The organism is Mesorhizobium sp. M2E.F.Ca.ET.209.01.1.1, from assembly GCF_004010375.2.
Classification (GTDB): domain Bacteria; phylum Pseudomonadota; class Alphaproteobacteria; order Rhizobiales; family Rhizobiaceae; genus Mesorhizobium.
This window is the reverse complement of record NZ_SADP02000022.1, coordinates 48,522-73,027: the sequence shown is the minus strand read 5'-3', so window position 1 is coordinate 73,027 and position 24,506 is coordinate 48,522. Positions and strand designations below refer to the sequence as shown.

Sequence of the window (24,506 nt, the reverse complement as noted above, 5' to 3'; positions counted from 1 at the left end):
TTAGGCATCATCCCTAGCTGCTTTACAAGAGTGGCCGCTGGTCCATTCGCGGAGGAATCCATGGCTTTGAGCGACCTCAATCCCGTCGAACGCAACGAGGAAGGCATCGCCGCGGTGCTCGGCATCCTCAAGCAGCGCCTCGGCGAACGTTTCCAGACCGGCGAGGCGATCCGCGGCCAGCACGCGCACACCACCACCTATATCCCGACCCAGGCGCCTGACGGCGTCGCCTTCGTCGAGACGACCGAGGAGGTGCAGGAGATCGTGCGCACCTGCGCCGCTCACCGCGTGCCGGTGATCGCCTTCGGCGTCGGCTCCTCGCTGGAGGGCCACACCAATGCGCCGGGCGGCGGTATTTCCATCGATACGTCGCGCATGAACCGGATACTGTCGGTCAATCCACAGGACCTCGATTGCACGGTCGAGCCGGGGGTAACGCGCGAGGACCTCAACCGGCACCTGCGCGACACCGGCCTGTTCTTCCCGATCGATCCGGGCGCCAATGCCTCGCTGGGCGGCATGGCGGCGACCAGGGCGTCCGGCACCAACGCGGTGCGCTACGGCACGATGCGCGAGAACGTGCTGTCGCTGACCGCCGTCATGGCCGACGGCGAGACGGTGACGACCGGCAAGCGGGCGAAGAAAAGCTCGGCCGGCTACGACCTGACGCGGCTTCTGGTCGGCTCGGAAGGCACGCTCGGCATCATCACCTCGCTGACGCTGAGATTGCAAGGCATTCCGCAGGCGATCTCCGGCGGCGTCTGTCCGTTTCCGAGCCTGGAAGCCGCCTGCAATACGGTGATCGCGACGATCCAGATGGGCATTCCCGTGGCGCGCATCGAGCTGGTCAACGCGCTGCAGATGCGGGCGATGAAGAATTATTCCAAGCTCGACTATCCGGAAAGCCCGTGCCTGTTCGTCGAATTCCACGGCAGCGACGCCGGCGTTGCCGAGCAGGCCGAGACCTTCGGCATGATCGCCGAGGAGAATGGCGGCGGGCCGTTCCTGTGGACCAGCGTTGCGGAGGAGCGGACAAAGCTCTGGAAGGCGCGGCACGACGCTTACTGGTCGTCGCTGACGCTGCGTCCCGGCGCCAAGGGCTTGTCGACCGATGTCTGCGTGCCGATCTCGCGGCTTGCCGAGTGCGTCACCGAAACCGAGGCCGACATCGCCGAGATGGGCCTCATCGCGCCGATCGTCGGCCATGCCGGCGACGGCAATTTCCATGTGCTGGTGCTGATGGATGTCGACAACCCGGCCGAGATCGCGCTTGCGGAAAAATTCGTCGCCAGACTCAACATGCGCGCCATCGCCATGGAAGGAACCTGTACCGGCGAGCACGGCATCGGCCAGGGCAAGGTCGGCTTCCTGCGCCATGAGCTCGGCCATGGCGTCGATGTCATGCGCACGATCAAGCAGGCGCTCGATCCGCTCAACATCATGAACCCAGGCAAGATCTTGCCGGCGGCGGGGTAACGCGCCGCCCAGGTCTATTCCGCCGCCCCTTCGACCAGCTTCTGCAGCATCGGCCGCGTCGGCGCGAAGAAGGTCGTGCCGGTATGCGGGATCGAGAAGTCGAGCAGCCTGTCATAGGCGCCCGGCGGCTCGCCGACATACATGCGCTGCAGCATCTTCTCGATCACCCAGAGATATCGCGTGTAGCCGATGAAATAGGTGCCGAACTCGTTCTGCCCGGGGCGACCGAACGGCATGTTGTCGCGCAGGATGTCATATTCGTTGCCGGCGTCGTCCTCGATGGTGGCCAAGGACTTGTGCGACTTGCGCGGCTTGTCGTCGTCATCGATCTCGATGTTGTCGATCTTGGTGCGGCCGATGATCTCTTCCTGGACATGGGTCGGCGTCTCTTTCCAGGCCGCCATGTCGTGCAGGTATTTCTGCACGACGACGTAACTGCCGCCGGCAAAGTCGCCGTCCTCGTCGCCGACCAAAGCAGAGGCGGGCAGGTCGAGGCCGGTCGGATTGGCGGTGCCGTCGACGAAGCCGAGCAGGTCGCGCGCGTCGAAATAGCGAAAGCCGGATACCTCGTCGACGACCGTCACGCTGCCACCCAGGCTGTTGAGCAGGATGCGCTCGAGCTCGAAGCACATGTCGGGCCGCTCGGCGCGGATGTGGAACAGGAGATCACCCGGGGTCGAGGGCGCCGAATGAGCCGCGCCCTCGATCGGCGCGAAGGGTTTCAATTCGCGCGGGCGCCGGTTCGGCGACAGACGGTTCCAGAGTCCGGCGCCGATGCCGGCGATGCAGGACAGCCGGCCCGACAGGTCGCGGAAGCCGACATTCTTGACGAGATCGTCCAGCTCGCTCAGCACCGAGGCAGCGGTCGAAAGCGAGGCCTGGTCGCTCCCGACCGTGACGACGAGGAAAATCGCGGCCGTCGACAGTGGAGCGTCGACGCTCTGCGCGTCGATCGGCACTCTATCCCAGTTCTTGCCTGACATCGGGAACGCTCCATGTTGAATTGAGATGGGGCGGCCGGGACATGACCGCTGGGGGCAGGGGTGGTTGGAAAAAAGATACCGCGACCGCAAGCGGTCGTGCAACAGCTGACATTGCCCGGGACTGCGCCCGCCGCCGATGGAATTGCCTCTTTATCGACACGCGGATGCGGGTAGAGTGCGGCTGACTTTCAACCTGGGAAACAGATGCTCGCCCGCCTGTTCGTGATCTTCGGTGGCCTGTTCGTGCTGGTGCTGTGCGCGGCGCTGGTGGTGCCGTATTTCATCGACTGGACGGGTTACCGGGGCGATTTCGAGCGCGAGGCGAGCGCCATCCTCGGCCGTAAGGTGACGGTGAGGGGCGATGCGACGGCGCGGCTGTTGCCGTTTCCGTCGGTGACCTTCTCGAATGTCGAGGTCGCGGGCGGGCCGGATGGCCAGCCGGCGATGACAGCCGAGACCTTCTCCATGGATGCGGAGCTTGCGCCCTTCCTGCGCGGCGAGGTGCTGATCTTCGACATGCGGCTGGTGCATCCCAGGGCGACCATCGACGTTGCCGGTAACGGCACGGTCGATTGGGCGCTCCGGCCGTCGAGCCCGTTCGATCCCGGCCAGATCGCCATCGAAAAGTTGACCATAACCGAGGGGCAGATCGAACTGCGCCACGCCGCCGGCGGACGCCGACACCTGATCTCGGAGATCAACTCGACGATTTCCGCCAAAGCGCTCACCGGTCCATGGCGCATGGACGGCACGCTGCGCTTCGATGGCCTGCGCACCGACGTCTCGGCTTCGACCGGGAAGGTGGAGCCGGACGGCCAGATGCGGCTCAGGCTGAAAGCCGATCCCGATGCCTATCCGCTGATCATCGAAGCCGACGGCAATGCGGGCATCGTCAAGGGCGCGGCGGTCTATTCCGGTCAGTTCAAGATCTCGGGCGCGGACAACAACTCGGCCGAGCTGCGCGGCACGGACGGCGAACCGGTCAAGATCAGCACCGGCAAGCCCGACCCGGGCTTCCGGCTGAATGGCAAGTTCGCGCTCGACCACCAAAAGCTCAATGTCGACGAGTTCCGCTTCGAGACCGGGCCGCTCGACAATCCCTATACCGCAGACGGCAAGGCCTCTGTCGATCTCGGCCTGAAGCCGCATTTCGCCGTCGAGGCGAGCGGCGCGCAGGTCCAGTTCGACGAGGCTGTCGGCGGCGCTGCCGGAGCGGGCTTCACGCTCGACCAGCGCATCGCGGCCCTCGAGCAGACGCTGCAGCACATGCCGAAGCCGACGATACCGGGCACGCTCGAAGTCAGGCTGCCGGCGGTGGTGGCGGGCGACACGACGGTGCGCGACGTGCGGCTGTCGGCCGAGCCGGTCGAAGGCGGCTGGTCGGTCAAGTCGCTTGCCGCGACGCTGCCGGGCCGCACGACGCTCGAAGCCGAAGGCTTGTTAAGCGTCGAGGACCATTTCGGCTTCACCGGCTCGTTGCTGCTCGCCGTCGGGCAGCCTTCCGGCTTTGCCGCCTGGCTGTCGAAGGATGTCGACGAGGCCATCCGCCGGCTGCCCGCCGCAGGCTTCAAGGCCAAGGTCGATCTCAGCGAGAACCGGCAGTCCTTCAGCGATCTCGAGCTCATCCTCGGCAAGGCGAAATTTTCCGGCAGCATCGATTCCAGCCAGCCGGACGGGGCCAAGCCGTCGGTGCTGATGCGGCTCACCGGCGGTGAGATGGATCTCGACGGGCTCGCGGCCTTCGCCTCGATCTTCATCAGCGACAAGGGCGCCAACCGTTTTTCCGATCGCGATCTCGATTTCCAGATCAAGGCGGGCCCGGTCAGCGCCGCCGGGCTCAGCGCCGATACGGTCGACACGGCGCTGCGGCTGCGCGAGGGCCTGCTCGAGATCGACCGGCTGTCGATCGGCGGCCTTGCCGGCGCCTCGATCAGCGCCACGGGGCGGGTCAAGGATTTTCCAGAAAGCCCGACCGGCAAGCTCAACGCCTCCATCGTTGCGGTGGACCTGAAGCCGCTGATCGATGTCGCGGCCGAGCATTATCCCGACAATGCCGTGCTCAAGGGCCTGGCCAGCCGCGCCGCGGCCTATCCAGAGCTGTTCCAGGATGCTCGCATTGATCTGTTGACCAGCGCCGCCGACAATGGCGACGGCACGACGGGCCTGGCCCTTTCGGCCCAGGGCAATGCCGGCGGCTCGGCCTTCTCGGCGTCGCTTTCCGGCAAGGGAAGCGCGGACAAGCTCACCGAGGCGCCGGTGTCGATCACTTTCAACGCCCGCAACGACAATGCCACGACGCTGCTTGCGCTTTACGGCCTGCCGGCCCTGCCGCTCGGCATGCTCGGCCATGCCAACACAGACGTCTCGGCGAAGGGCTCGATCGCCGGCGGTCTCGCGACCAGCTTCAACCTGACCGCCGACGATTTCAGGGCAAGCTTCGACGGAACCGTCGCCGATACGGCGCAAGGCGCCACCGCCAAGGGTAAGGTCAATCTCGACGCCGCCGACATCGAGCCGTGGCTGATGACGACGGGCGTCGGCCTGCCCGGCATGGGAACCGGGACGTCGGCGTCGCTGGCCGCCGATGCCGATTTCGGCAACGGGCTTCTGGTGCTGAGCGGTCTCACCGGTTCGATCAACAAGGCGGCGGTGTCCGGAGACATCAACATCGATGGCAAGGATGGGCTGCCGCATCTTGCCGGGGCGCTGGCGCTTGACGAGCTCGACCTCGATCCGCTGGTGGTCTCGCTGTTCGGAGACCAGTCCTTCGCGCCCGCCAAGGGCGGATGGCCGACGACGCCGTTCAGCCAGAAGTCGACGCTGCCGTTCAACGCGGACCTCGATCTCAATACGTCGGCGCTGGCAGTCGGGCCCTTCGCCACCGCCCATGACGCCTCATTCTCGCTGAAGCTCGATCGCGAAGGCATCCACGTCTCCGACCTCAAGGCGAAGCTCTATGGCGGCGATCTGACCGGCCTGTTCGACTTGAAGAACACGGAAGGCACCGGCCTGTTCTCCGGCCAGATGCGGCTTGCCGGCGGCGATCTCTCCGCCGTGCTGCCAGGCGCCGGCATCGGCGGCAGCGGCGACCTGTCGGCGGCGCTGTCGACCAGCGGCAAGTCGGTCGACGCCATGATTGCCGCTCTGTCCGGATCCGGCACCGCGGCGCTGAAGGGATTGAAGGTGGACGGCATCAATCCGGATGGCTTCGCCGCCATCATCGCCAAGGCCGATGCGATCGGGCGCGACATCGACGCGGCCAAGACGGCGGAGTTCGCGCCGCAGATCGCCGGGCAGGGCAGCTTCGCCGCCGGCGACACGGATGTGGCCTTCACCGTCGCCAACGGTACATTGCGGGCGCCGCCGATCAGCCTCGACAGTCCCGGAGCGACCTTGTCCGCAGACGTGACCGCCGATCTCAACACGAGCACCGTCACGGCAAAGGGGACATTGACCTATCGTCCCGGCGACGAGGCTTTGGTCGGTTCGGAGCCGGCCGTGAATTTCAGCCTGGCCGGCCCGCTCGGAGCGTCCGCGCTTCAGTTCGACAGCGGTCCGCTGGCGCAGTTCCTGACACAGCGCGCGCTGGAGAAGGAGCAGCAGCGAGTCGAGGCGATGCAAGCGGCACTGCTGGAGAAGCAGCGGCTGCGGCGCGAAGTGCGCTATTACGCGGCGCTGCAGACGGAGCGCGACAGGGCGGCCGAGGAGTTGCGCCGGCAGGAGGAAGAGGCGCGTCAGAAGGCGGAGGCGGAAGCCAGGGCGAAAGCCGAAGCGGAAGCGCAGGCACAGGCGGAAGCCGAGGCAAAAGCCAAGGCCGACGAAGAAGCGCGAGCGAAGGCGGAAGCCGATGCCAAGGCGCAGGCCGAGGCGGACGCTAAAGCCCAGGCCGATGCGCAGGCGAAGGCCGAGGCCGAGCAGCGGGCCGCTGACCAGGCGGCCAAGACGCAGGCAGAGGCCGATCGCAAGAAGGCGGAGCAGGCGAAGCTGGAAGCCGCACGCAAGGCGGCCGAGCAAACGAGGAAGGTCGACGGGTCGCTGCCCGGCGTCAATGACGGTTCGACCCCGGCGCCAGTAAAGCCGAAGGCCAACCCGTTCACGATCGACAATCTGTTGAAATCGCTCGACGGCGGTTGAGTTTTACGCCGCACGCGTGGTGGAGCCTATTCCCAGCACACGGATTTGACCGGTCGGCTCTGTTTGCGTTGCCAGATGGCATGGACTGGAGATTGGCCGAAACGCCCATCGCGATCGTCGTTGGGGCGGCTTCAGGCATTCCCCGGCGATCCGGCTTAAAAGCAACCCTCAGGATGCAGCGCCGCCGCGCTTCGCCCAAGCCAGCACATAGAGCCGCAGCGCCGACGACAGGTTGGCGTCGCGGGTGCGGGTCTCGTCGATCTCGGCGACGAGGGCCGCAAGCGACAGCGAACGCTGCGCGGCGATGGCGATGAGGTCGTCGTAGAACGGCTGTTCCAGGGAAAAGCTGGTGCGGTGACCGCGGATCGTTACCGAACGTTTTTCGACCGCGGCCATCGCAGGTGCTCAGCGCTTGCCCGGGTCGTCGGGTTTTTCCCGGCGATGGCCGGCCACGAATTTTTCGGATTTCTCCGATGTCAGCCGGTCGCGCTCGCGCTCGGCTTTGGTCCGGCCATGTAGCGCGCGGTTTTCGCCCGCCTGGCGTTCTTTCTCGCTGCGCGCTTTCTGCTTGCGGGCCTGGCGGAGATTGACGACCTCGCCCATGGCGCGGGACTACTTCTTGCGGAAGGCGTCGAGCGAGACGACGTCGGCGCCCTTGCCGCCGGTATCGGCGACCGCCGGCTTCTTTTCGGTCTCGGCGGCCTTCTTCTTCGTTTCCGCCTTCTTCTCCGGAACGACGGCGATCGGTTCGGGCGCCGGAGCGGCGGCCTCGTCTTCGGCGCTTTCCGTCTTGACGTCGAATTCGAGCTCGAAATTCACCGACGGATCGTAGAAGCCGCGCACGGCGGAGAAGGGGATCTCGAGCTTTTCCGGCACGTCGGAGAAGGAAAGCCCGACCTCGAAGCCGGCATCGGTCACCTTGAGGTCCCAATACTGGAACTGGATGACGATGGTCATCTGCTCCGGATAGCGCTCGCGCAGCCTTGACGAGATGCGCACGCCCGGCGCGCCGGTCAGGAAGGTGATGAAGAAATGATGATTGCCCGGAAGGCCAGTGCGCGCGACCTCGGCCAGGACCTTGCGCATGACGCCGCGCAGAGCCTCCTGGGCCAGAATGTCGTAGCGGATGTGGTCGTCGGCCATGTGATGGTCGGGTTCCGTTGAATCGTCCGCATAGCTGTAATCAAGCTTGAGCGCGGCGTAAACCGCATATAGGCGCAAAGCCGTGAGGCCAAGAGGGGGTGTCAACGATTTGATCGCTCAGGCGTGAACGAGCGCCGCCTGTTTGCCGGCTGGCGACTTCTTCCTGGTGAAGGCGCTGAGGAAGGTCCGCACGCCGTTGGTGGCGGAGCGCAGCACCTCTTCCTCGGTCGGCGTGCCGCCCAGCATGAAGGTGATCTGAAGCTCGGCGTTGACGAGGGCGAGGAACTGACGCGCCGCGACGTCGGGGTCGCCGATCGAAAGATGCCCGGCGAAGGCAAGCCGGGCGAAACGCGCGGCAAGCGCCGACCAGGTGCGGCCGGGGCCCTGTTCGCGCCATTCGGCAAAAAGTTCCGGATAGCGCTCGCCTTCGGCCTGGATCAGCTTGCGCAGGAAACGGCCGTCGCGGTTGCAGATGCAGTTGCGGTTCATGCGCACCGCGAAGGCGATCAGGTCCGCTTCCAGGTCCGTCGGCTGGTCGGGGAAGCTGGCGATGGTGGCGAAGATGCCGGCATTGCAGCGCTCCGTCAGGTCGCGCACGACGGCGACGAAGAGGTTTTCCTTGTCGCCGTGATGGTTGTAGACGGTCTGGCGCGAGACGCCGGCCTCGGCCGCGATCAGGTCGATATTGGCGCCGGCATAGCCTTCCCGGCAAAAAACCGAAGCGGCGGCATCCACCACCGACACGCGCTTAGCCTCATGGCTGCGTGGCGGGAAAGTGTCAGGAGAAACGCCGTGCTTCATGAAAATCTATATAGCTGTGATTGACGAATTGGACAAGACTGTCTAAATTTGTGGACACAACAAAGGGAAGTCCGCGCTGCGGAAACGGATGTGTTCGTTCCTACGAGGCGAACAAATTTGTTCCCAGATGTCGAATTTCCGCGGGATGGAACGTCCTGGGTTCAGACGCCGGTATTTCGCGGCGGCAACCAGATCCGAAAAGAGCTTTTATCATGAGTCCCAAATTCCTCCGCATCGCGGTCGTGCTCGGCTTGTTGTCCGCGATCGGCCCGTTCGCGATCGACATGTATCTTCCCGCGCTGCCTTCGATCGGCCAGGACCTGCATGCCGGCACCGCCGCCGTGCAGATGAGCCTGTTGATCTTCTTCCTGTCGATGGGTTTCGGTCAGATCGTCGTCGGGCCGATCTCCGACATGGTCGGCCGCAAGCTGCCGCTTTATGCCGGCCTCGCGCTGTTCATGGTCGGCGGTGTCGGTTCGGCGATGGCGCCCAACATCGAGTGGCTGATCGCCTTCCGCTTCCTGCAGGGCCTCGGCGCCAGCGCCGGCATGGCCGTGCCGCGCGCCATCGTACGCGACCTGCACACCGGCAACGAGGCTGCCAAGCTTATGTCGCTGCTGATGCTGGTGTTCTCGGTGTCGCCGATCCTGGCGCCGCTGACCGGCAGCCAGATCATTGAAAGTTTCGGCTGGCGCGCCGTGTTCTGGACCGTCACGGGCGCGGCTGCCCTGGCCACCGTCCTGCTTGCTACCTCGCTCAAGGAGACGCGGCCGGTCGAGGAGCGTGCCGGGTCGTCCTTCGGCACGGCGCTTGCCGGCTACCGCTACCTGATGGGCGACCGCAATTTCCTCGGCCTTGTGGCGATCGCAGGCTTCGGCATTGCGAGCTTCTTCGTCTATCTGTCGAGCTCGTCCTTCATCCTGATCGACCATTACGGCCTGTCGCCGTCGGTCTACAGCGTGTTCTTCTCGATCAACGCGGTCGCCTTCATTGGCATGTCGCAGCTGACGGGGCTCTTGGCCGACCGCTTCGGGTTGAAGCGCGTCGTCTGGGTGGCGGTCACCGGCTATGCCACGGTGATGATGGCGCTGTTCGCCATCATGGCCTCCGGCGTCGACCGGCTCGACGTGATGGCGGCGTTGCTCTTTGTCGGCTACGGCTTCCTTGGTCTCGTCATCCCGACCACCTCGGTGCTGGCGATGGAAGAGCATGGCGAGATCGCCGGCACTGCCTCGGCGCTGATGGGCACGCTGCATTTCGCTATCGGTGCCTTGGCGATGGGCGTCGCCGGTATCTTCTTCGACGGCACGCCGCTGCCGATGGTGGCCGGCATCACGCTTTGCGCGGTGATCTCGTTCACACTGGCCAAGCTGACGCTCGGCCGCGCGCGTGAAGCGGTCGAAGCGCCGGCGGAATAAGGCGGATCAAAGCATTGAAGAAGGCCGGGCCCGCCCGGCCTTTTTCACATCCGGGCCGCCGGTCAGCACGAAGAATCGATCGCAATCGTTTTGCATCGTTTGTCCATGGATGGTGAGCGGCAAGGCCGTGCCGCGCATCAAGCGCCGGACGAGCCTTGACCGTCGGTTGGTTGGGAAGAAGCAAAAGGAGAGGGAAGGTGGAGGTTTCTGTTGCCAGGTACCTCCGAACCCCGCCTAGAAGTGCGAACCGCTAGGACTTGATTTGAAGCGTTCGCGCCGCATTAAGCAGCGAGACGAGCTTCCGCATAGTTGTCGTTGGCAACTATAAGTTTAGCCCGATGACGGTGGTACAATGCCGGGCAAAAGTACGATCTTTACACCTTCGTCGATCCTATTTCGCCCCCAGCAAAAGCCGCTCCATCAGCCAGAGCGGTTTTTGGTGGAGGCGCCGGGTACCGCCCCCGGGTCCGAACGGCTTATTTCATCGCCTGTTTATCGCCATAGTCGGTCAAGCCGACGAAGCGAATATAGGGAGCGATGAGGGAAAAAGAAAGGCCAAACCGGCGCTTATCCGGTTATGCCAAACTGTGCAGCCAAGGGTTGACTTGCGCGCCCACTCAATCAAATCTCGCTCCCGGTGAGGAGTCTCTGACCTAGCGCAAAGGTTGCGCGGCGCGCCACAACCCTCATCGACCGGATCCGTGGCGCCGACGAGGGGAAGTTCGATGGCCGACTATCTTGCGGATGTGAAGAAATACGATGCCGGCGCCAGCGCCGACGCGGTCGATAAGATCGTCAAGCATCTGGGCATTGCGCTCCGGAATCGCGATTCCTCGCTGGTGTCCTGCACGGACCCGAAGGAGCTCGACCGCGTGCGGGAGAACTGGATCGGCAAGAAGCTCGGCATTGCCGATGCCGCAAAAGCCAACGCTTCGATCGAGAAGACCTGCAAGGCGATGCAGGCGGACAACACCAAGAGCCGCGTGACCTTCTACTATCTGGTTGCCAAGGATCTCGGCAAACTCGGCTCGCTTTGAGGCCCGGCCACCCGGCGGCCGGCACGAAACCGTGCCGGCACCGTGACCTTTTGGGTGCGAGCCGCATCCGCAGCCCTGCTTTGCGGTGTTCGACCGGTTGTCGGTCGGCTATGATAGCCTGTAACCCGAATCGAGGCGGAGCCGATGCGCCAATATCTCGACCTTTTGAAGCATGTGCTGGAGAACGGCAGCGACCGTAGCGACCGTACCGGCACCGGCACGCGCTCGGTGTTCGGCTACCAGATGCGCTTCGACCTTTCGCGCGGCTTTCCGGTCACGACCACCAAGAAGCTGCATCTGAAGTCGATCATCCACGAGCTTCTGTGGTTCCTGGCCGGCGACACCAACATCAGATATCTCAACGATCATGGCGTCACCATCTGGGACGAATGGGCCGACGAGAACGGCGATCTCGGCCCGGTCTATGGCAAGCAGTGGCGCTCTTGGCCGGACGGGCGTGGCGGCGAGATCGACCAGATCGCGGGCCTTTTGAAGGAGATACGCCGCAATCCCAACTCGCGCCGGCTGATCGTCTCGGCCTGGAATCCGGCCGAGGTCGAGGCGATGGCGCTGCCGCCCTGCCACTGCCTGTTCCAGTTCTACGTTTCGGAAGGCCGGCTTTCCTGCCAGCTTTACCAGCGCTCGGGCGACATCTTCCTCGGCGTGCCGTTCAACATCGCTTCCTATGCCCTGCTCACCATGATGGTGGCACAGGTGACCGGGCTGAAGCCGGGCGACTTCGTCCACACGCTGGGCGACGCGCATCTTTATTCGAATCATTTCGAACAGGCGCGCGAGCAGATGCGGCGCACGCCCAAGGCCTTGCCGACGATGTGGATCAATCCGGAGGTGAAGGACCTGTTCGCCTTCCGTTTCGAGGATTTCCGCCTCGAGAACTATTTCGCCGATGCGAATATCAAGGCGCCGATTGCGGTGTAGGCCAGCCGGATGCCGGCATCAGTCGATGCCGACCATGACATCAGAGGCATTGATCACCGCATAGGCCTGCTTGACCTTCTCGAGCGCAAGGTCGGCGACCGCCTCATTGGTGATCGATGCGGTGACGATCACGCCGCCGCTGGGTCGATCCTGACATGCGAGGTGGTCGCTCCCTTGACGATCTCGGTGACCTTACCCTTCAGGATATTGCGGGCGCTGATCTTCATGCGTCTCTCCTTGAGCAGCGCTGTTTCCGATTTATCGTAGACCGGGACCATGCCGGCCCACACAATGCCACGACAGGCGAAAAGCCTTTCCTTGTTATGTTCATCCGGATATATCGGTCTGAGGCTTCGAGCCGAACGGATTTTGATACCAGGGAGAGACTTCATGACGGGCAAGGGTTTTGGACTGAAGGCGATCGCCATTGGCGGTCTGACGGCGATGATCATGGCCGCGGTGCCAGCGGCCCATGCCGAGGACAAGGTGGTCGTGTTTGCCGCGGCAAGCCTCAAGGACGCGCTCGACGCCGTCAACAAGGCCTGCGAGCCGGAAGTCGGCGAGGCCGCGACCATTTCCTACGCGGCGAGCTCGGCGCTGGCAAAGCAGATCGAAGGCGGCGCGCCGGCGGACGTGTTCGTGTCTGCCGATCTCGACTGGATGAAATATCTCTCGGACAAGAAGCTGACCAAGCCGGACACCGAAGTGAAGTTGCTCGGCAACCAGATCGTGCTCGTGGCGCCGAAGGACTCCAAGGTCGAGACCAAGGTCGAGAAGGGTTTTGATCTTGCCAAGCTCATCGGCGACGGCAAGCTTGCCATGGGCGATTTCAAGGCCGTGCCGGCCGGCAAATACGGCAAGGCTGCGCTGGAATCGCTGGGCGTCTGGTCGTCGGTCGAGGGCAAGGTCGCGCAGGCCGAGAATGTACGTGCAGCACTGAAACTGGTGTCGACGGGCGAGGCTGCGCTGGGCATCGTCTACGCCACGGACGCGCATGCGGAGAAGGGCGTCAAGGTGGTCGGCACCTTCCCGGAAGATTCGCATCCGCCGATCATCTATCCGATTGCCCAGACCGCGGATTCGAAGGACAAGGATACGGCTGCCTTCCTGAAATGCGTCGAGTCGGCCAAGGCCGCCGAACTCTTCAAGGAGCAGGGTTTTACAGTGCTCGCGCCGAGCAACTGAGAAAGACCGCGCAAACGCTGACATGAACTGGCTGCTGGACCTCACTCCCGACGAATGGAATGCGGTCCGGCTGTCGATCAAGGTGGCGACGGTGGCGATGATCGCCAGCCTGCCGCCCGGCATCCTGCTGGCGCTCCTGCTGGCGAGGGGGCGTTTCTGGGGCAAGACCCTGCTCAACGGGCTGGTGCATCTGCCGCTGATCCTGCCACCGGTGGTGACGGGCTATCTGCTGCTGCTCACCTTCGGCCGGCGCGGGCCGGCCGGCGTCTTCCTTGCCGAGCATTTCGGCATCGTCTTTTCGTTCCGATGGACGGGCGCGGCATTGGCCTGCGGCGTGATGGGCTTTCCGCTGATGGTGCGCGCGATCCGGCTGTCGATCGAGGCTGTCGACCGTAGAATCGAGGCCGCCGCCGGCACGCTCGGCGCCAATCCGCTCTGGGTGTTCGTCACCATCACGCTGCCGCTGATCCTGCCCGGCCTGATCGCCGGCGCGATCCTTTCCTTCGCCAAGGCGATGGGCGAGTTCGGCGCCACCATCACCTTCGTTTCCAACATCCCCAACGAAACGCAGACGCTGCCTTCGGCGATCTACACCTTCACGCAGGTACCTGGCGGCGACGCGGGAGCGCTCAGGCTGACGCTGATCTCGATCGTCATCTCAATGGTCGCGCTCGTCGCCTCGGAAGTGCTGGCGCGCCGCGTCGGCCGGCGGATGGACATCGAATGACGCTCTCGGTCGACATTCGCTATCGCCTGGGCGATTTCGCCGTGGAAGCGCGTTTCGAGAGCGCGGGCCGGCTGACGGCGCTGTTCGGGCCGTCCGGTTCGGGCAAGTCGACCCTGATCAACCTGATCGCGGGCCTGCTCCGCCCGGACAAGGGCCGCATCGCCGTCGACGGGCGCGTGCTGGTCGACACAGAAGCGCGGATCTTCGTGCCGATGCACAAGCGGCGGATCGGCATGGTGTTCCAGGATGCGCGGCTGTTCCCGCATATGAGCGTCGCCGGCAATCTGCGTTACGGCCGCTGGTTCACGCCGGCTTCCGAGCGCTACGCCAAGATGGATGCGGTGGTCGATCTGCTCGGCATCAGTCATCTGCTCGACCGGCGGCCAGCGAAACTGTCGGGCGGCGAAAAGCAGCGCGTCGCCATCGGCCGCGCCCTGCTTGCCAGCCCGAAACTGCTTCTGATGGACGAGCCGCTCGCCTCGCTGGACGAGGCGCGCAAGGCCGAGATCCTGCCATATATCGAGCGGCTGCGCGACGAGACGAAGATCCCGGTCGTCTATGTCAGCCATTCCGTCGCCGAGGTGGCGCGGCTGGCCAGCGACGTCGTGGTGCTTTCGCAAGGCAAGGTCGCGGCCTCGGGCCCGACCGAGGCGATCATGCAGCGGCTCGACCTGTTGCCGGCGGAGGAGCGCGGCGAGGGCGGGGCAGTGCTCGACACCAAGGTTCTTCGCCACGACGAAGCCTTCGGCATGACGGTGCTGGGCTCACCGGCCGGCGAAATCCGGGTGCCGAAACTGGCGATGGCAGCGGGCGCTCCGGTGCGCATTCGTATCCGCGCCCGCGATGTCATGATCGCGACCGAGCGGCCGGCGGGTCTCAGCGCGCTCAACATTCTGGCGGGAACGATCACCGCCGTCAGGCCGGGCATCGGGCCGACCGTGGAAATCGCCATCGACTGCAATGGCGCGATCGTGCTGGCGCGGATCACCGAACAGTCCAAACACACCCTTCGCCTGGCGCTCGGCCAGCAGGTCTTCGCGGTGATCAAGACGGTGAGCTTCGACAGCGCGACGACCGGGGCCGGGCTGCCGGTCGAGGCGGATGGTTGACGAAAGAGCAACATCGCTATGTTGATTTGGAATAGCGATATGGCAGGAGAAGGGTTAGTGTCGACGTGACCGCGGAGGACAAGTCATGCCATCGCTGAGCTTGCGGATAAACCTCGACCCCGACGGCCGGATCGGCCCGGGCAAGATCGAATTGCTGGAACAGATCGCCGCCTTCGGCTCGATCTCGGCCGCGGCGCGCGGCATGGAGATGTCCTACAAGCATGCCTGGGATCTGGTCGAGGACATGAACCGCGTCTTCGGCAAGCCGCTGGTCGCCGCACAGACCGGCGGGAAGAAGGGCGGCGGCGCGCAGCTGACGTCGGTGGGTCTGGCGGTAGTCAGCCGTTTCAGGGCCATAGAGCGAGCGGCTTCATCTGCCGCCGCCGTGCATATGCAGGCTCTGCAGGCGGAGATCGATGCGGGATGAGGGGCAGTAGGGCAGTAGGGCAGTAGGGCAGTAGGGCTCAACGTCCTGGAGTGCTTACGCACGCGATGTGCGTCCCTATTGCCTTACTTGCCCTACTGCCTTACTCCCCTGATTTCCTCAGCAGATACGTGTCCATGATCCAGCCCTTTTTCCGCCGGGCTTCTTCACGGACTTTTTCGATCTCGGCGCCGACATCGCCCAATCGGCCGGAGATGACGATCTCGTCCGGCGTGCCGAGATAGGCGCCCCACTGGATGAAGACATCCTTGTCGGCCAGCGTGTTGAAGGCGCATTTGCCGTCGAGCATGACTATGGTCGAGCCGGCATTGGCTGGCAGGCCTTCTTCGGTCAGCCGGCGGCCGGTGGTCACCAGGATCGAATCGCCGATGCGGTTGAGCGCCGTCGCATGGGCTGCGGCCAGCGCCTGGATCGCGGTGATGCCGGGGATGACTTCGAGATCGAAACCGACATTGCCTCTCAGGCGGACGCGCTCGAGGATGCGCAGCGCGCTGTCATAGAGCGACGGGTCGCCCCAGATCAGGAACGCCCCGCAGCCGTCTTCGGCAAGCTCGCCGCGGATCAGGGCTCCGTAGATCTCGGCGATCGCCTCGTGCCAGTCATCGACGGTTGTCCGGTAAGACGATGTCGGCTCCGCCCGAACCGGCACATCGAACTCGACGCGGCGCGATTTCGGGTTGGTGACGAAGCGGTCGCAGATCTGCCGGCGCAGATCGGCGAGATCGTTCTTCTTCGCTCCCTTGTCGGGGATGAACAGCACGTCGGCGCGGTTCAGGCCGTCGATGGCCTGGACCGTCATGTGGTCGGGATTGCCGGCGCCGATGCCGATGACGAGAAGCTTGCGCATGGCGATCTCCTGCCCGATCGGCGGCGCGGTGTCCAGAAGTACCCGTAGTCGGTGACGAAGGGCTTTGAAACGCTAGCTTGAAACGGCTAGATGGAAGCCGCATCCGGCTGGTCCGGTATCGCGGCACAGAGGAGGGGGCCATGTTACGCACCGTACTGACCGCAGCGCTGGCAGTCGTCGCCGCTCCGGCCTTCGCCAATGATTCCGTCGCCGAGCTCAGCACCGGCGGGCTTATCCTGTCGCGCAGCGATGCCGTCGCCATGCAGAGCGAGAATCTTTTCATCTCGCCGGAGAAGGTGACGGTCGACTATGTCTTCCGCAACAACACCGACAAGGATGTCAGTTCCATCGTGGCGTTCCCTATGCCCGACATCGAGGGCGATCCCAACGAGATGCCGGCGATCCCCGAGGCGCAGAGCGACAATTTCCTCGGCTTCGAGGTGACGATCGACGGCGTCGACGCGAAGCCTCAGCTCGAGCAGAGGGCGTTTGCGCTGGGCATCGACATCACCGCCGACCTCAAGGCGCAGAACGTGCCGCTCTATCCGTTCGGCGATGCCGCCAAGGCGGCGCTGGCGAAACTGCCCAAGGATGTCACCAAGGACTGGGAAGACCGCGGCATCATCATCGAGGATACGGCCGATGACGGCTCGGGCATGCAGACCGCCTATGTGCCCTTCTGGCAATTGCGCTCGACCTATTGGTGGCGTTCGACCTTCCCGGCCAACAAGGAGATCCATGTCTCGCACCGCTACAAGCCAAGCGTTGGCGGCACCTCCTCGGTCAGCTTCTTTTCCGAGGGCCAGTTCCAGGATCCGCAATACAGTGCCTATAAGACCCGCTATTGCATGGACGGCGCGTTCGAGAATGCGGTCCGCAAGGCCGCGAAGGAAAATCCCGACGGCTATCCGAAATATTATGAGAGCCGGATCGCCTATATCCTCACTACGGGCGGCAACTGGGCATCCGGCACCATCGGCAATTTCAAGCTGACGATCGACAAGGGCAGCCCCAAGAACCTCGTCTCCTTCTGCGGCGACAATGTCAAAAAGGTCGGACCGACGACGTTCGAGATCACCGCGAAGGATTTTTATCCCGAGCGCGACATCGACATCCTGCTGCTCGAGCCGTCCGACAATGGCGGGAACGGCGGCTGATGGACATCGCGATCTATGTCGCCATCGCCGAAAACGGCGTGATCGGCCGCGAGGGCGGCCTGCCGTGGCGGCTTTCCACCGATCTCAAGCGCTTCAAGGCCGACACGATGGGCAAGCCGATCATCATGGGCCGCAAGACCTATGAGGGCATCGGCCGGCCGCTGCCCGGCCGGCTCAACATCGTGGTGACGCGCGACAAGGCCTGGCGCGCCGACGGCATCGAGGTGGCCCACTCGCTTGACGATGCGATCGCGCTGGCCAAGGTGCGCGGCCGCTGCATGGCGGGCGCCGAGGAGATCTGCGTGGTCGGCGGCGGCGAGATATATGCCCAGGCCTTGCCGCTGGCCGACCGGCTGCATGTGACGCATGTGCTGGCCAGCGTCGATGGCGACGCGCATTTCCGGCCGATCGATCCGAGCGTCTGGCAAGTCGTCAGCGCCGAGGATTTCCCCGCCGGCGAGAAAGACAGCCACGCCACGCGTTATACGGTTTACGAGCGCCGACGCGACGATCGTTGACGACGACAAAGGGTCGCTACCGATCCAAATCGCATGGGGACGATGGCCCATCGCGTTGAAAGCGGATCGACGCGTCCCTATAGAAGAACGGTGTTGCAGCGGTCCGCGTCCAACCGGACGCACAAGAGGTCGCCGTAATACTTTGATTTTGGCGCATGATTCCTTTTCGAAAACCGATATGGGTTTTCTGGGTCTTGCGTTAGGATTGCGCCGCAAGGCCTGAGGGAACCGAAGCGAAAGGACATTCATGCCCTGGAACGACAAGAGCGGCGGCGGCGGCCCATGGGGCGGCGGCGGCAATCAGGGACCCTGGGGGCAGGGACCGAAAGGGCCAAGCGGACCGCAGGGCTCCCCGCCCGATCTCGAGGACATCATCCGCCGTGGTCAGGACAGGCTGCGGCGCGCGCTTCCGGGCGGCGGCGGCGCCAGCCCGGCGGTGCTCGGGCTCATCGCTCTGGCGCTCGTCGTGCTGTGGGCCTTCAAGGCGATCTATACCGTGCAGCCCGACGAGGTCGCCGTCGAGTTGCGTTTCGGCCAGCCTAAGACCGAGCTCTCGCAGCCTGGCCTGCATTTCCACTGGTGGCCGATCGAAACGGTCGAGACGGCCAAGATCTCCGAGCAACTGGTCAGCATCGGCGGCGGCGCGAGCAGCGGCTCCGGGCTGATGCTCTCGGGCGACCAGAACATCGTCAACGTGCAGTTCTCGGTGGCCTACCAGGTCTCGGATCCCAAAGCCTACCTGTTCGACGTCTCCGATCCCGACGGCATGCTGGCGCAGGTCGCCGAGAGCGCTATGCGCGAAGTTGTCGGCCGGCGCCCGGCCCAGGATATCTTCCGCGATGATCGCCAAGGCATCGCCACCGGGGTGCGCGAGATCATCCAGGGCACGCTCGACGGCTACAAGACCGGCCTCCAGGTCAACGCGGTCTCGATCGAGGACGCGGCGCCCCCGCGCGAGGTGGCCGACGCGTTCGACGAGGTGCAGCGCGCCGAGCAGGACGAGGACAAGTTCGTCGAGCAGGCCAACCAGTACTCCAACCAGAAGCTCGGTCAGGCGCGCGGCCAGGCGGCGCAGATCCGCGAGGACGCGGCCGCCTACAAGAACCGGGTCGTTCAGGAGGCGGAAGGCGAGGCGCAGCGCTTCATCTCCGTCTACAACGAATACGCCAAGGCGCCCGACGTCACGCGCAAGCGCCTTTATCTCGAAACCATGGAGAGGATCCTGAAGGACTCGAACAAGGTCGTCGTCGAGCCTGGCAACGGTCAAGGCGTACTGCCTTACCTGCCGCTGCCGGCTTTGCAGCCGAAAGCGCCGCCGTCGCCCCTGGGCGCCACGACGGGAGGTAACCAGTGATGGCCAACCGTCTTCCCATCATCGCCGTCATCGCGGCTGTCCTCCTGTTCCTGCTCTATTCCTCGGTGTTCGTGGTCAATGCCGGCCAGCAGGCGATCGTGCTGCGGTTCGGCGAGATCATCGACGTCAAGAACGAGCCCGGCATCTACTTCAAGGCGCCATTCGCCTTCTTCGATGCCGACAGCGTGCAGATGGTCGAGAAGCGCGTGATGCGCTTCGACCTCGACAACATCCGCGTCCAGGTCTCTGGCGGCAAGTTCTACGAGGTCGATGCTTTCATCGCCTACCGCATCTCGGATCCGCGTACGTTCCGTGCGGCTGTGTCCGGCCAGGTTGAACTGGCCGAGGCCCGCCTGAGGACACGTCTCGACGCGGCGCTGCGCCGTGTCTACGGCCTGCGCGACTTCGAGGCCGCGCTCTCCGAGGAGCGCGGCAATATGATGCGCGAGGTGCGCGATCAGCTTCGCCCCGACGCGACCTCGCTTGGCCTCGACATCGAGGATGTGCGTATCCGCCGGACGGACCTGACCGCCGAGGTCTCGCAGCAGACCTATGACCGCATGAAGGCCGAGCGCCTGGCGGAAGCCGAGCGCCTGAGGGCGCGCGGTAACGAGGCGGCGCAGCGCATAAGGGCGCGGGCCGACCGCGAGGTCGTCGAGATCGTCGCCGAGGCGCAGAAGGAATCGGAAATCCTGCGCGGCGAGGGCGAGGCGCAGCGCAGCGCGACCTTCGCGGATGCCTATAAGCGCGATCCCTCCTTCTTCGACTTCTATCGCTCGATGAACGCCTATGGCACGGCGCTGGACAACACCGGAACGACGATGGTGCTCTCGCCCGAGTCCGAGTTCTTCCGCTACTTCCGCGATCCGGGCAGCAAGCCCGGTCCGGCTCCTGCCGCGCCTGCGACCCAACCCGGCACCGCCCAGTAGCGGGCGGTGCAGGATTTTCTGGCTGCAATCGGCCTGGTCCTTGTGATCGAAGGGCTGGTCTATGGTGGGTTTCCAGCCTTGGCCCGGAAACTCGCCGCCGAGATGCTGTCGATGCCGGAAAATGTGCTGCGCATCGGCGGGCTGGTTGCGATCGCCGTCGGCGTTGCCGTTGTCTGGCTGGTGCGCGGCTGACGAAATTCCTTGGTGCGGCGGCGATTGACGATTTATCCTTCGCCAATAGCTATGGCCGCAAACGTGCCGTATTTCTTGCCAACATGAACCGGACAGGCGCCTTTGCGGATGCGCCTTTCCTTTTTCAGAACCACCGGGAGGCCATGATGATATCCGACACCCTGTTGCGCGCGGCGCGGCGTATGGTCTTCGCCGGCGCCACGGCGTTCGCGGTCGGCATTGTCGCCGTTCCGTCCTTCGTCACGCCGACGATCGCCTCCGATGGACCGCCTTCGGTCGCCGATCTCGCCGAGCGGCTGCTCGGCGCGGTGGTCAACATCTCGACCTCGCAGACGGTGAAAGGCACCGAAGGACCGGGCGCGGTGCCGATGCCGCAACTGCCCGAGGGCTCGCCTTTCCAGGATTTCTTCGACGATTTCTTCAAGAACCGTGGCGGCGACAAGGGGGGAACTGCGCAGAAAGTGCAGTCGCTCGGCTCCGGCTTCGTCATCGACGCCGAGCAGGGCATCGTGGTGACCAACAACCATGTCATCGCCGATGCCGACGATATCGAGGTCAATTTCTCCGACGGCATCACGCTGAAGGCGACACTGGTCGGCACCGACACCAAGACCGATGTCGCGGTGCTGAAGGTTGATCCGAAAGGTCATAAGCTGACCGCGGTGAAATTCGGCGATTCCACCAAGATGCGCGTCGGTGACTGGGTGATGGCGATCGGCAATCCGTTCGGCCTGGGCGGCACGGTCACGGTCGGCATCGTCTCGGCGCGCAACCGCGACATCAACTCCGGTCCCTATGACGACTTCATCCAGACCGACGCCGCCATCAACCGCGGCAATTCCGGCGGTCCTTTGTTCAACGCCGAGGGCGAGGTCATCGGCATCAACACGGCGATTATCTCGCCGTCGGGCGGCTCGATCGGCATCGGTTTCTCCATTCCCTCGCAGCTTGCCGCCGGCGTCGTCGACCAGCTTCGCCAGTATGGCGAGACGCGGCGCGGCTGGCTCGGCGTTCGCATCCAGCCGGTGACGGACGACATCGCCGAAAGCCTCGGCATGGCGACCGCCAAGGGAGCGTTGGTCGCCGGCGTCATCAAGGGCGGGCCGGTCGACAACGGCACGGTCCAGGCCGGCGACGTCATCATCAAGTTCGACGGCAAGGATATCCATGAAATGCGCGACCTGCCGCGTGTCGTGGCGGAAAGCCCGGTCGGCAAGGCGGTCGATGTCGTCATCGTGCGCAAGGGCATCGAGCAGACGGTCAAGGTGACGCTCGGCCGGCTCGAAGATGGCGAGAAATTGGCCAGCGGCGAAAACGGCAGCACCGATCAGGGCAGTGGCGACAAGGCACCGCCTCCGGTATCGACGGCTTCGGTGCTTGGCATGACGGTCGGCGAGCTCAACGACCAGACGCGGCAGAAGTTCGGCATCGCTGCCGACGTGTCGGGCGTTGTCATCACCGATGTTGCCAAGGATTCGGCCGCCGCCGAGCGCGGCATCCAGCCCGGCGAGGTGATCACCGAGATCGCGCAGGAATCGGTCGGCACGCCGAAGGACGTGATGGACCGGATCGGCGCTCTGAAGGAGCAGGGCCGCAAGAACGCGCTCCTGATGCTGGCCTCGAAGACCGGCGAACTGCGCTTCGTGACGATCCGGATGGATTGAGTCCGGAAGCCGGCGCAACCAGCTGATTTCAACGAAAAAGGGCGGCTAGCGAGCCGCCCTTTTTCGTGCCTGCCAATCCTCGCGCGACAGCCGGTACATGACATGCCGTTTGAGATGCGGGTGGCTGTCGGGCACGTCGGGATGGTCGAAATCGGCGCTGGGATCGGCGCGCATGCCGAGCCGCTTCATCACCGCGGTCGAGCGATGGTTTTCGGCAACCGCAAATGACACGATCTCGTCGAGCTTGAGGGTTTCGAAGCCGAAGGCGAGCCAGGCTGCCGCTGCCTCGGTGACATAGCCCTTGCCCCAGAATTCCGGCGCCAGCCGCCAGCCGATCTCGATCGTGCTGTACGGCAGCGACGGCACATCATCCGTATCCAGGAGACCGACGAAGCCGATGCATTCGCCGGTGGCCGCGATCTCGGCGGCGGCGAAGCCATAGCCATCCTCCTCGATCCAGCCGCGGAATTCGTCCATCTTGGCGTCGGTCTCGGCCCGATTGCGACGAAACGGGAAGAACTCCATGACGCGCTCGTCGGAGTTGATGCGGTGGAAGAGCTCGCGGTCACGATCCTCCCAGTTGCGCAGGATCAAGCGTTCGGTTCGAATAGGTCTCACTCGGCGAACTCCTCGCGGAGATAGCCCTGCAGATAAAGCAGCGCGGTCAGGTCGCCGTGATCGATGCGGATCCGCGCCTGCTCGGCCACCGCCGGCTTGGCGTGGAGCGCGACGCCCGTGCCGGCAAGGCGGATCATGTCGAGATCGTTGGCGCCGTCACCGACCGCGATGGCATCCTCTGTCGTCAACGCGAACCTCGCGGCAATCTCCAGCAGCGCTTCGGCCTTGGCGGCGCGGCCGAGGATAGGCTCGGCCACCATGCCGGTGAATGCGCCGTCTTCCTCGATCAGGCGATTGGCCCGGTTTTCCTGGAACCCCAGCATGGCGGCGATGCGGCTGGTGAAGACGTCGAAGCCGCCCGAGACCAGCGCCGTCCAGGCGCCGTTGGCGCGCATCGTCTGCACCAGGGCGCGACCGCCGGCGGCGAGCGTCAGCCGGTTGGCGATGATGCGGTCGACCACGGCGGTGTCGAGGCCTTTCAGCAAGGCGACACGCTCGCGCAAGGCGGGTTCGAAGGCGATCTCGCCATTCATCGAGCGCGCGGTGATCGCCGCGACATGGTCCTTGACGCCGATCTCGTCGGCAAGCTCGTCGATGCATTCCTGGTCGATCATCGTCGAATCCATGTCGGCGAGCAGGATCTTCTTGCGCCTGCCTTCGGCGGGCTGGACGACGATATCGACCGGCTCGGAAGCCAGCGCGGCGCGCAGATTGGCGGTCATTTCGCCGACATCGGGCGTCCGCGGCAAAACGAGATCGCAGGCGACGTCTTCGTCCAGCCAATGAAGAGCGCTTGCGCCGGCAGCCCGCAAGGCCATATTCGCAAGCGAGGCCGGCACGGCGCGGGCTTCTGGACGGGACACTAAAGTGGCGATCAGCGGCATCGAACATTCCGGCAGGCAGGCGGGCGAAGGCCGCGTCAAGAACGCGATCCTGATAGCCGGGCCGACAGCCAGCGGCAAGTCGGCACTGGCGCTCGATCTTGCCGAGCGCGCTGGCGGGGTCATCGTCAACACCGATTCCATGCAGGGCTATTCGGTGCTCGACGTGCTGACCGCGCGGCCGACCGCCTCCGAAACGGCACGCGTGCCGCACTTCCTGTACGGCCACGTGCATCCCTCCACGGCCTATTCCACCGGCGCCTGGCTGCGCGATGTGACAAAGCTGATCGAGAACGGCTCCCTGTCGGGCCGTCCGGTTGTTTTCGTCGGCGGCACCGGTCTCTATTTCCGCGCCCTGGCCGAGGGCATCTCGGATATGCCGGACATTCCACCGGCGGTGCGTGAGCGCTGGCGCTACGAGCTCAAGGAACAAGGAGCCGAAAGGCTGCATCGCCTGCTGATGCATGAGGATTCAACCATGGCCATGCAGCTCAGGCCGACGGACGGCCAGCGGATTGTGCGGGCGCTCGAGGTGCTCGACGCGTCCGGTCGCTCGATCCTGGAATGGCAGGCGGCGCGCGGCCGCCCGTTGATCGACCGCGACAGCGCCCGTTTCCTGGTCATCGAGCCGGACCGAGCGCAACTGGTCCGGCGCATAGAGGCGCGTTTCGACCAGATGCTCGACAAGGGTGCACTGGACGAAGTGCGGCAGCTCACGGCGCTCGGCCTCGACCCGGACCTGCCGGCGATGAAAGCGATCGGGGTGCGCGAGCTGCAGGCGGCGATGGCCGGACAGTCGGGCTTTCCCGAGGCGATCGAGCGGGCCAAGATCGCGACCCGCCAGTATGCCAAGCGCCAATCAACCTGGTTCAGGCACCAGCTTGGCGCGGAGTGGCGCAGGCTGCGGCCGGGCGATGAATCGACGGTCCTTGACTGACGAAAAGCTTTT

At 64.6% G+C, this 24,506-nt stretch carries 24 protein-coding genes, 1 other RNA gene and 1 pseudogene; 16 read left to right on the top strand and 10 right to left on the bottom strand.

From position 1 onward, the window contains the following. Window positions 1–60: 60 nt before the first annotated feature. Window positions 61–1,476 (top strand): FAD-linked oxidase C-terminal domain-containing protein, encoded by a 1,416-nt coding sequence (locus tag EN852_RS29145; RefSeq protein WP_127878826.1) that lies wholly within the window; start codon window positions 61–63, stop codon window positions 1,474–1,476. Between the two features lie 14 nt (window positions 1,477–1,490). Here the strand turns inward: EN852_RS29145 and EN852_RS29140 are convergent, their stop codons facing one another. Beyond that, window positions 1,491–2,459 carry a Dyp-type peroxidase gene (locus EN852_RS29140; protein WP_127863266.1) on the bottom strand — a complete coding sequence of 323 codons (969 nt, stop codon included), beginning with the start codon at window positions 2,457–2,459 and terminating at the stop codon, window positions 1,491–1,493. 204 nt (window positions 2,460–2,663) lie between these two features. Here EN852_RS29140 and EN852_RS29135 point away from each other — a divergent pair, with 204 nt between their 5' ends. Beyond that, window positions 2,664–6,593, top strand: coding sequence for an AsmA family protein (locus EN852_RS29135; RefSeq protein WP_127878828.1), 3,930 nt, complete (start codon window positions 2,664–2,666; stop codon window positions 6,591–6,593). 168 nt (window positions 6,594–6,761) lie between these two features. On the opposite strand, the gene EN852_RS29130 is transcribed toward EN852_RS29135, so the two are convergent. The 4 genes from EN852_RS29130 to EN852_RS29115 all read right to left on the bottom strand — a co-directional run bounded on the left by EN852_RS29130 (window position 6,762) and on the right by EN852_RS29115 (window position 8,537). After that, window positions 6,762–6,989 (bottom strand): ribbon-helix-helix domain-containing protein, encoded by a 228-nt coding sequence (locus EN852_RS29130; protein WP_127878830.1) that lies wholly within the window; start codon window positions 6,987–6,989, stop codon window positions 6,762–6,764. Between the two features lie 9 nt (window positions 6,990–6,998). Beyond that, complete coding sequence (locus EN852_RS29125) at window positions 6,999–7,196, bottom strand: DUF4169 family protein (RefSeq protein WP_127863268.1); 198 nt, start codon at window positions 7,194–7,196, stop codon at window positions 6,999–7,001. Window positions 7,197–7,205: 9 nt separating this feature from the next. Next, complete coding sequence (locus EN852_RS29120; protein ID WP_127863269.1) at window positions 7,206–7,736, bottom strand: SspB family protein; 531 nt, start codon at window positions 7,734–7,736, stop codon at window positions 7,206–7,208. 117 nt (window positions 7,737–7,853) lie between these two features. After that, complete coding sequence (locus tag EN852_RS29115) at window positions 7,854–8,537, bottom strand: TetR/AcrR family transcriptional regulator (RefSeq protein ID WP_127878832.1); 684 nt, start codon at window positions 8,535–8,537, stop codon at window positions 7,854–7,856. 212 nt (window positions 8,538–8,749) lie between these two features. Here EN852_RS29115 and EN852_RS29110 point away from each other — a divergent pair, with 212 nt between their 5' ends. Beyond that, window positions 8,750–9,955, top strand: coding sequence for a multidrug effflux MFS transporter (locus EN852_RS29110; RefSeq protein ID WP_127878834.1), 1,206 nt, complete (start codon window positions 8,750–8,752; stop codon window positions 9,953–9,955). A 196-nt stretch (window positions 9,956–10,151) separates the two neighbouring features. On the opposite strand, the gene ssrA is transcribed toward EN852_RS29110, so the two are convergent. Beyond that, window positions 10,152–10,512: a transfer-messenger RNA gene (gene ssrA, locus EN852_RS29105) on the bottom strand. A gap of 168 nt (window positions 10,513–10,680) precedes the next feature. Here ssrA and EN852_RS29100 point away from each other — a divergent pair. Further along, window positions 10,681–10,992, top strand: a complete 312-nt coding sequence (locus EN852_RS29100) for a DUF2853 family protein (protein WP_042644091.1) — start codon at window positions 10,681–10,683, stop codon at window positions 10,990–10,992. A gap of 144 nt (window positions 10,993–11,136) precedes the next feature. After that, complete coding sequence (locus EN852_RS29095; RefSeq protein WP_127878836.1) at window positions 11,137–11,931, top strand: thymidylate synthase; 795 nt, start codon at window positions 11,137–11,139, stop codon at window positions 11,929–11,931. 18 nt (window positions 11,932–11,949) lie between these two features. Here the strand turns inward: EN852_RS29095 and EN852_RS29090 are convergent. Beyond that, window positions 11,950–12,158, bottom strand: a pseudogene (locus EN852_RS29090) (molybdopterin-binding protein). Between the two features lie 163 nt (window positions 12,159–12,321). On the opposite strand from EN852_RS29090, the gene modA reads away from it, so the two are divergent. From modA to EN852_RS29070, 4 genes are all read left to right on the top strand, one after another. Next, window positions 12,322–13,116: a molybdate ABC transporter substrate-binding protein gene (modA, locus tag EN852_RS29085; protein WP_127878838.1), complete on the top strand. Its 795-nt coding sequence runs from the start codon at window positions 12,322–12,324 to the stop codon at window positions 13,114–13,116. Between the two features lie 22 nt (window positions 13,117–13,138). Then, window positions 13,139–13,843 carry a molybdate ABC transporter permease subunit gene (modB, locus tag EN852_RS29080; RefSeq protein ID WP_127878840.1) on the top strand — a complete coding sequence of 235 codons (705 nt, stop codon included), beginning with the start codon at window positions 13,139–13,141 and terminating at the stop codon, window positions 13,841–13,843. Further along, a complete protein-coding gene (gene modC / locus EN852_RS29075) occupies window positions 13,840–14,952 on the top strand; it encodes a molybdenum ABC transporter ATP-binding protein (RefSeq protein ID WP_127878842.1) in 1,113 nt (370 codons plus the stop codon). Before modB ends, modC begins: the two co-directional genes overlap by 4 nt. Before the next feature lie 85 nt (window positions 14,953–15,037). Beyond that, a complete protein-coding gene (locus EN852_RS29070) occupies window positions 15,038–15,379 on the top strand; it encodes a winged helix-turn-helix domain-containing protein (protein ID WP_042644082.1) in 342 nt (113 codons plus the stop codon). 100 nt (window positions 15,380–15,479) lie between these two features. Here EN852_RS29070 and cobF read toward each other — a convergent pair whose 3' ends face one another. Further along, the gene (gene cobF / locus EN852_RS29065) at window positions 15,480–16,244 is read right to left on the bottom strand and encodes a precorrin-6A synthase (deacetylating) (RefSeq protein ID WP_127878844.1); all 765 of its coding nucleotides are present in this window, start codon (window positions 16,242–16,244) and stop codon (window positions 15,480–15,482) included. A 140-nt stretch (window positions 16,245–16,384) separates the two neighbouring features. Here cobF and EN852_RS29060 point away from each other — a divergent pair, with 140 nt between their 5' ends. From EN852_RS29060 to EN852_RS29035, 6 genes are all read left to right on the top strand, one after another. Then, on the top strand, window positions 16,385–17,401 hold the full coding sequence (locus EN852_RS29060) for a DUF4424 domain-containing protein (protein ID WP_127878846.1): 1,017 nt from the start codon (window positions 16,385–16,387) through the stop codon (window positions 17,399–17,401). Continuing rightward, the gene (locus EN852_RS29055; protein WP_127878848.1) at window positions 17,401–17,919 is read left to right on the top strand and encodes a dihydrofolate reductase; all 519 of its coding nucleotides are present in this window, start codon (window positions 17,401–17,403) and stop codon (window positions 17,917–17,919) included. The genes EN852_RS29060 and EN852_RS29055 overlap by 1 nt, the downstream gene beginning before the upstream one ends. Window positions 17,920–18,166: 247 nt before the next feature. Beyond that, window positions 18,167–19,273 carry an FtsH protease activity modulator HflK gene (gene hflK, locus EN852_RS29050; RefSeq protein WP_127878850.1) on the top strand — a complete coding sequence of 369 codons (1,107 nt, stop codon included), beginning with the start codon at window positions 18,167–18,169 and terminating at the stop codon, window positions 19,271–19,273. After that, window positions 19,273–20,202: a protease modulator HflC gene (locus EN852_RS29045; protein ID WP_127878851.1), complete on the top strand. Its 930-nt coding sequence runs from the start codon at window positions 19,273–19,275 to the stop codon at window positions 20,200–20,202. The genes hflK and EN852_RS29045 overlap by 1 nt, the downstream gene beginning before the upstream one ends. Before the next feature lie 6 nt (window positions 20,203–20,208). Then, entirely contained in the window at window positions 20,209–20,394 is a 186-nt protein-coding gene (locus EN852_RS29040) for a DUF2065 family protein (RefSeq protein ID WP_127863281.1), read from the top strand. 146 nt (window positions 20,395–20,540) lie between these two features. After that, a complete protein-coding gene (locus tag EN852_RS29035; protein ID WP_127878853.1) occupies window positions 20,541–22,058 on the top strand; it encodes a DegQ family serine endoprotease in 1,518 nt (505 codons plus the stop codon). 45 nt (window positions 22,059–22,103) lie between these two features. On the opposite strand, the gene EN852_RS29030 is transcribed toward EN852_RS29035, so the two are convergent. Both EN852_RS29030 and serB read right to left on the bottom strand, forming a co-directional pair. Next, complete coding sequence (locus EN852_RS29030; protein WP_127878855.1) at window positions 22,104–22,676, bottom strand: GNAT family N-acetyltransferase; 573 nt, start codon at window positions 22,674–22,676, stop codon at window positions 22,104–22,106. After that, on the bottom strand, window positions 22,673–23,560 hold the full coding sequence (gene serB, locus EN852_RS29025) for a phosphoserine phosphatase SerB (RefSeq protein WP_127878857.1): 888 nt from the start codon (window positions 23,558–23,560) through the stop codon (window positions 22,673–22,675). Before serB ends, EN852_RS29030 begins: the two co-directional genes overlap by 4 nt. Between serB and miaA the strand changes: the two genes are divergently transcribed. Next, entirely contained in the window at window positions 23,550–24,494 is a 945-nt protein-coding gene (gene miaA / locus EN852_RS29020; protein WP_127878931.1) for a tRNA (adenosine(37)-N6)-dimethylallyltransferase MiaA, read from the top strand. The genes serB and miaA overlap by 11 nt on opposite strands. Window positions 24,495–24,506 lie beyond the last annotated feature (12 nt).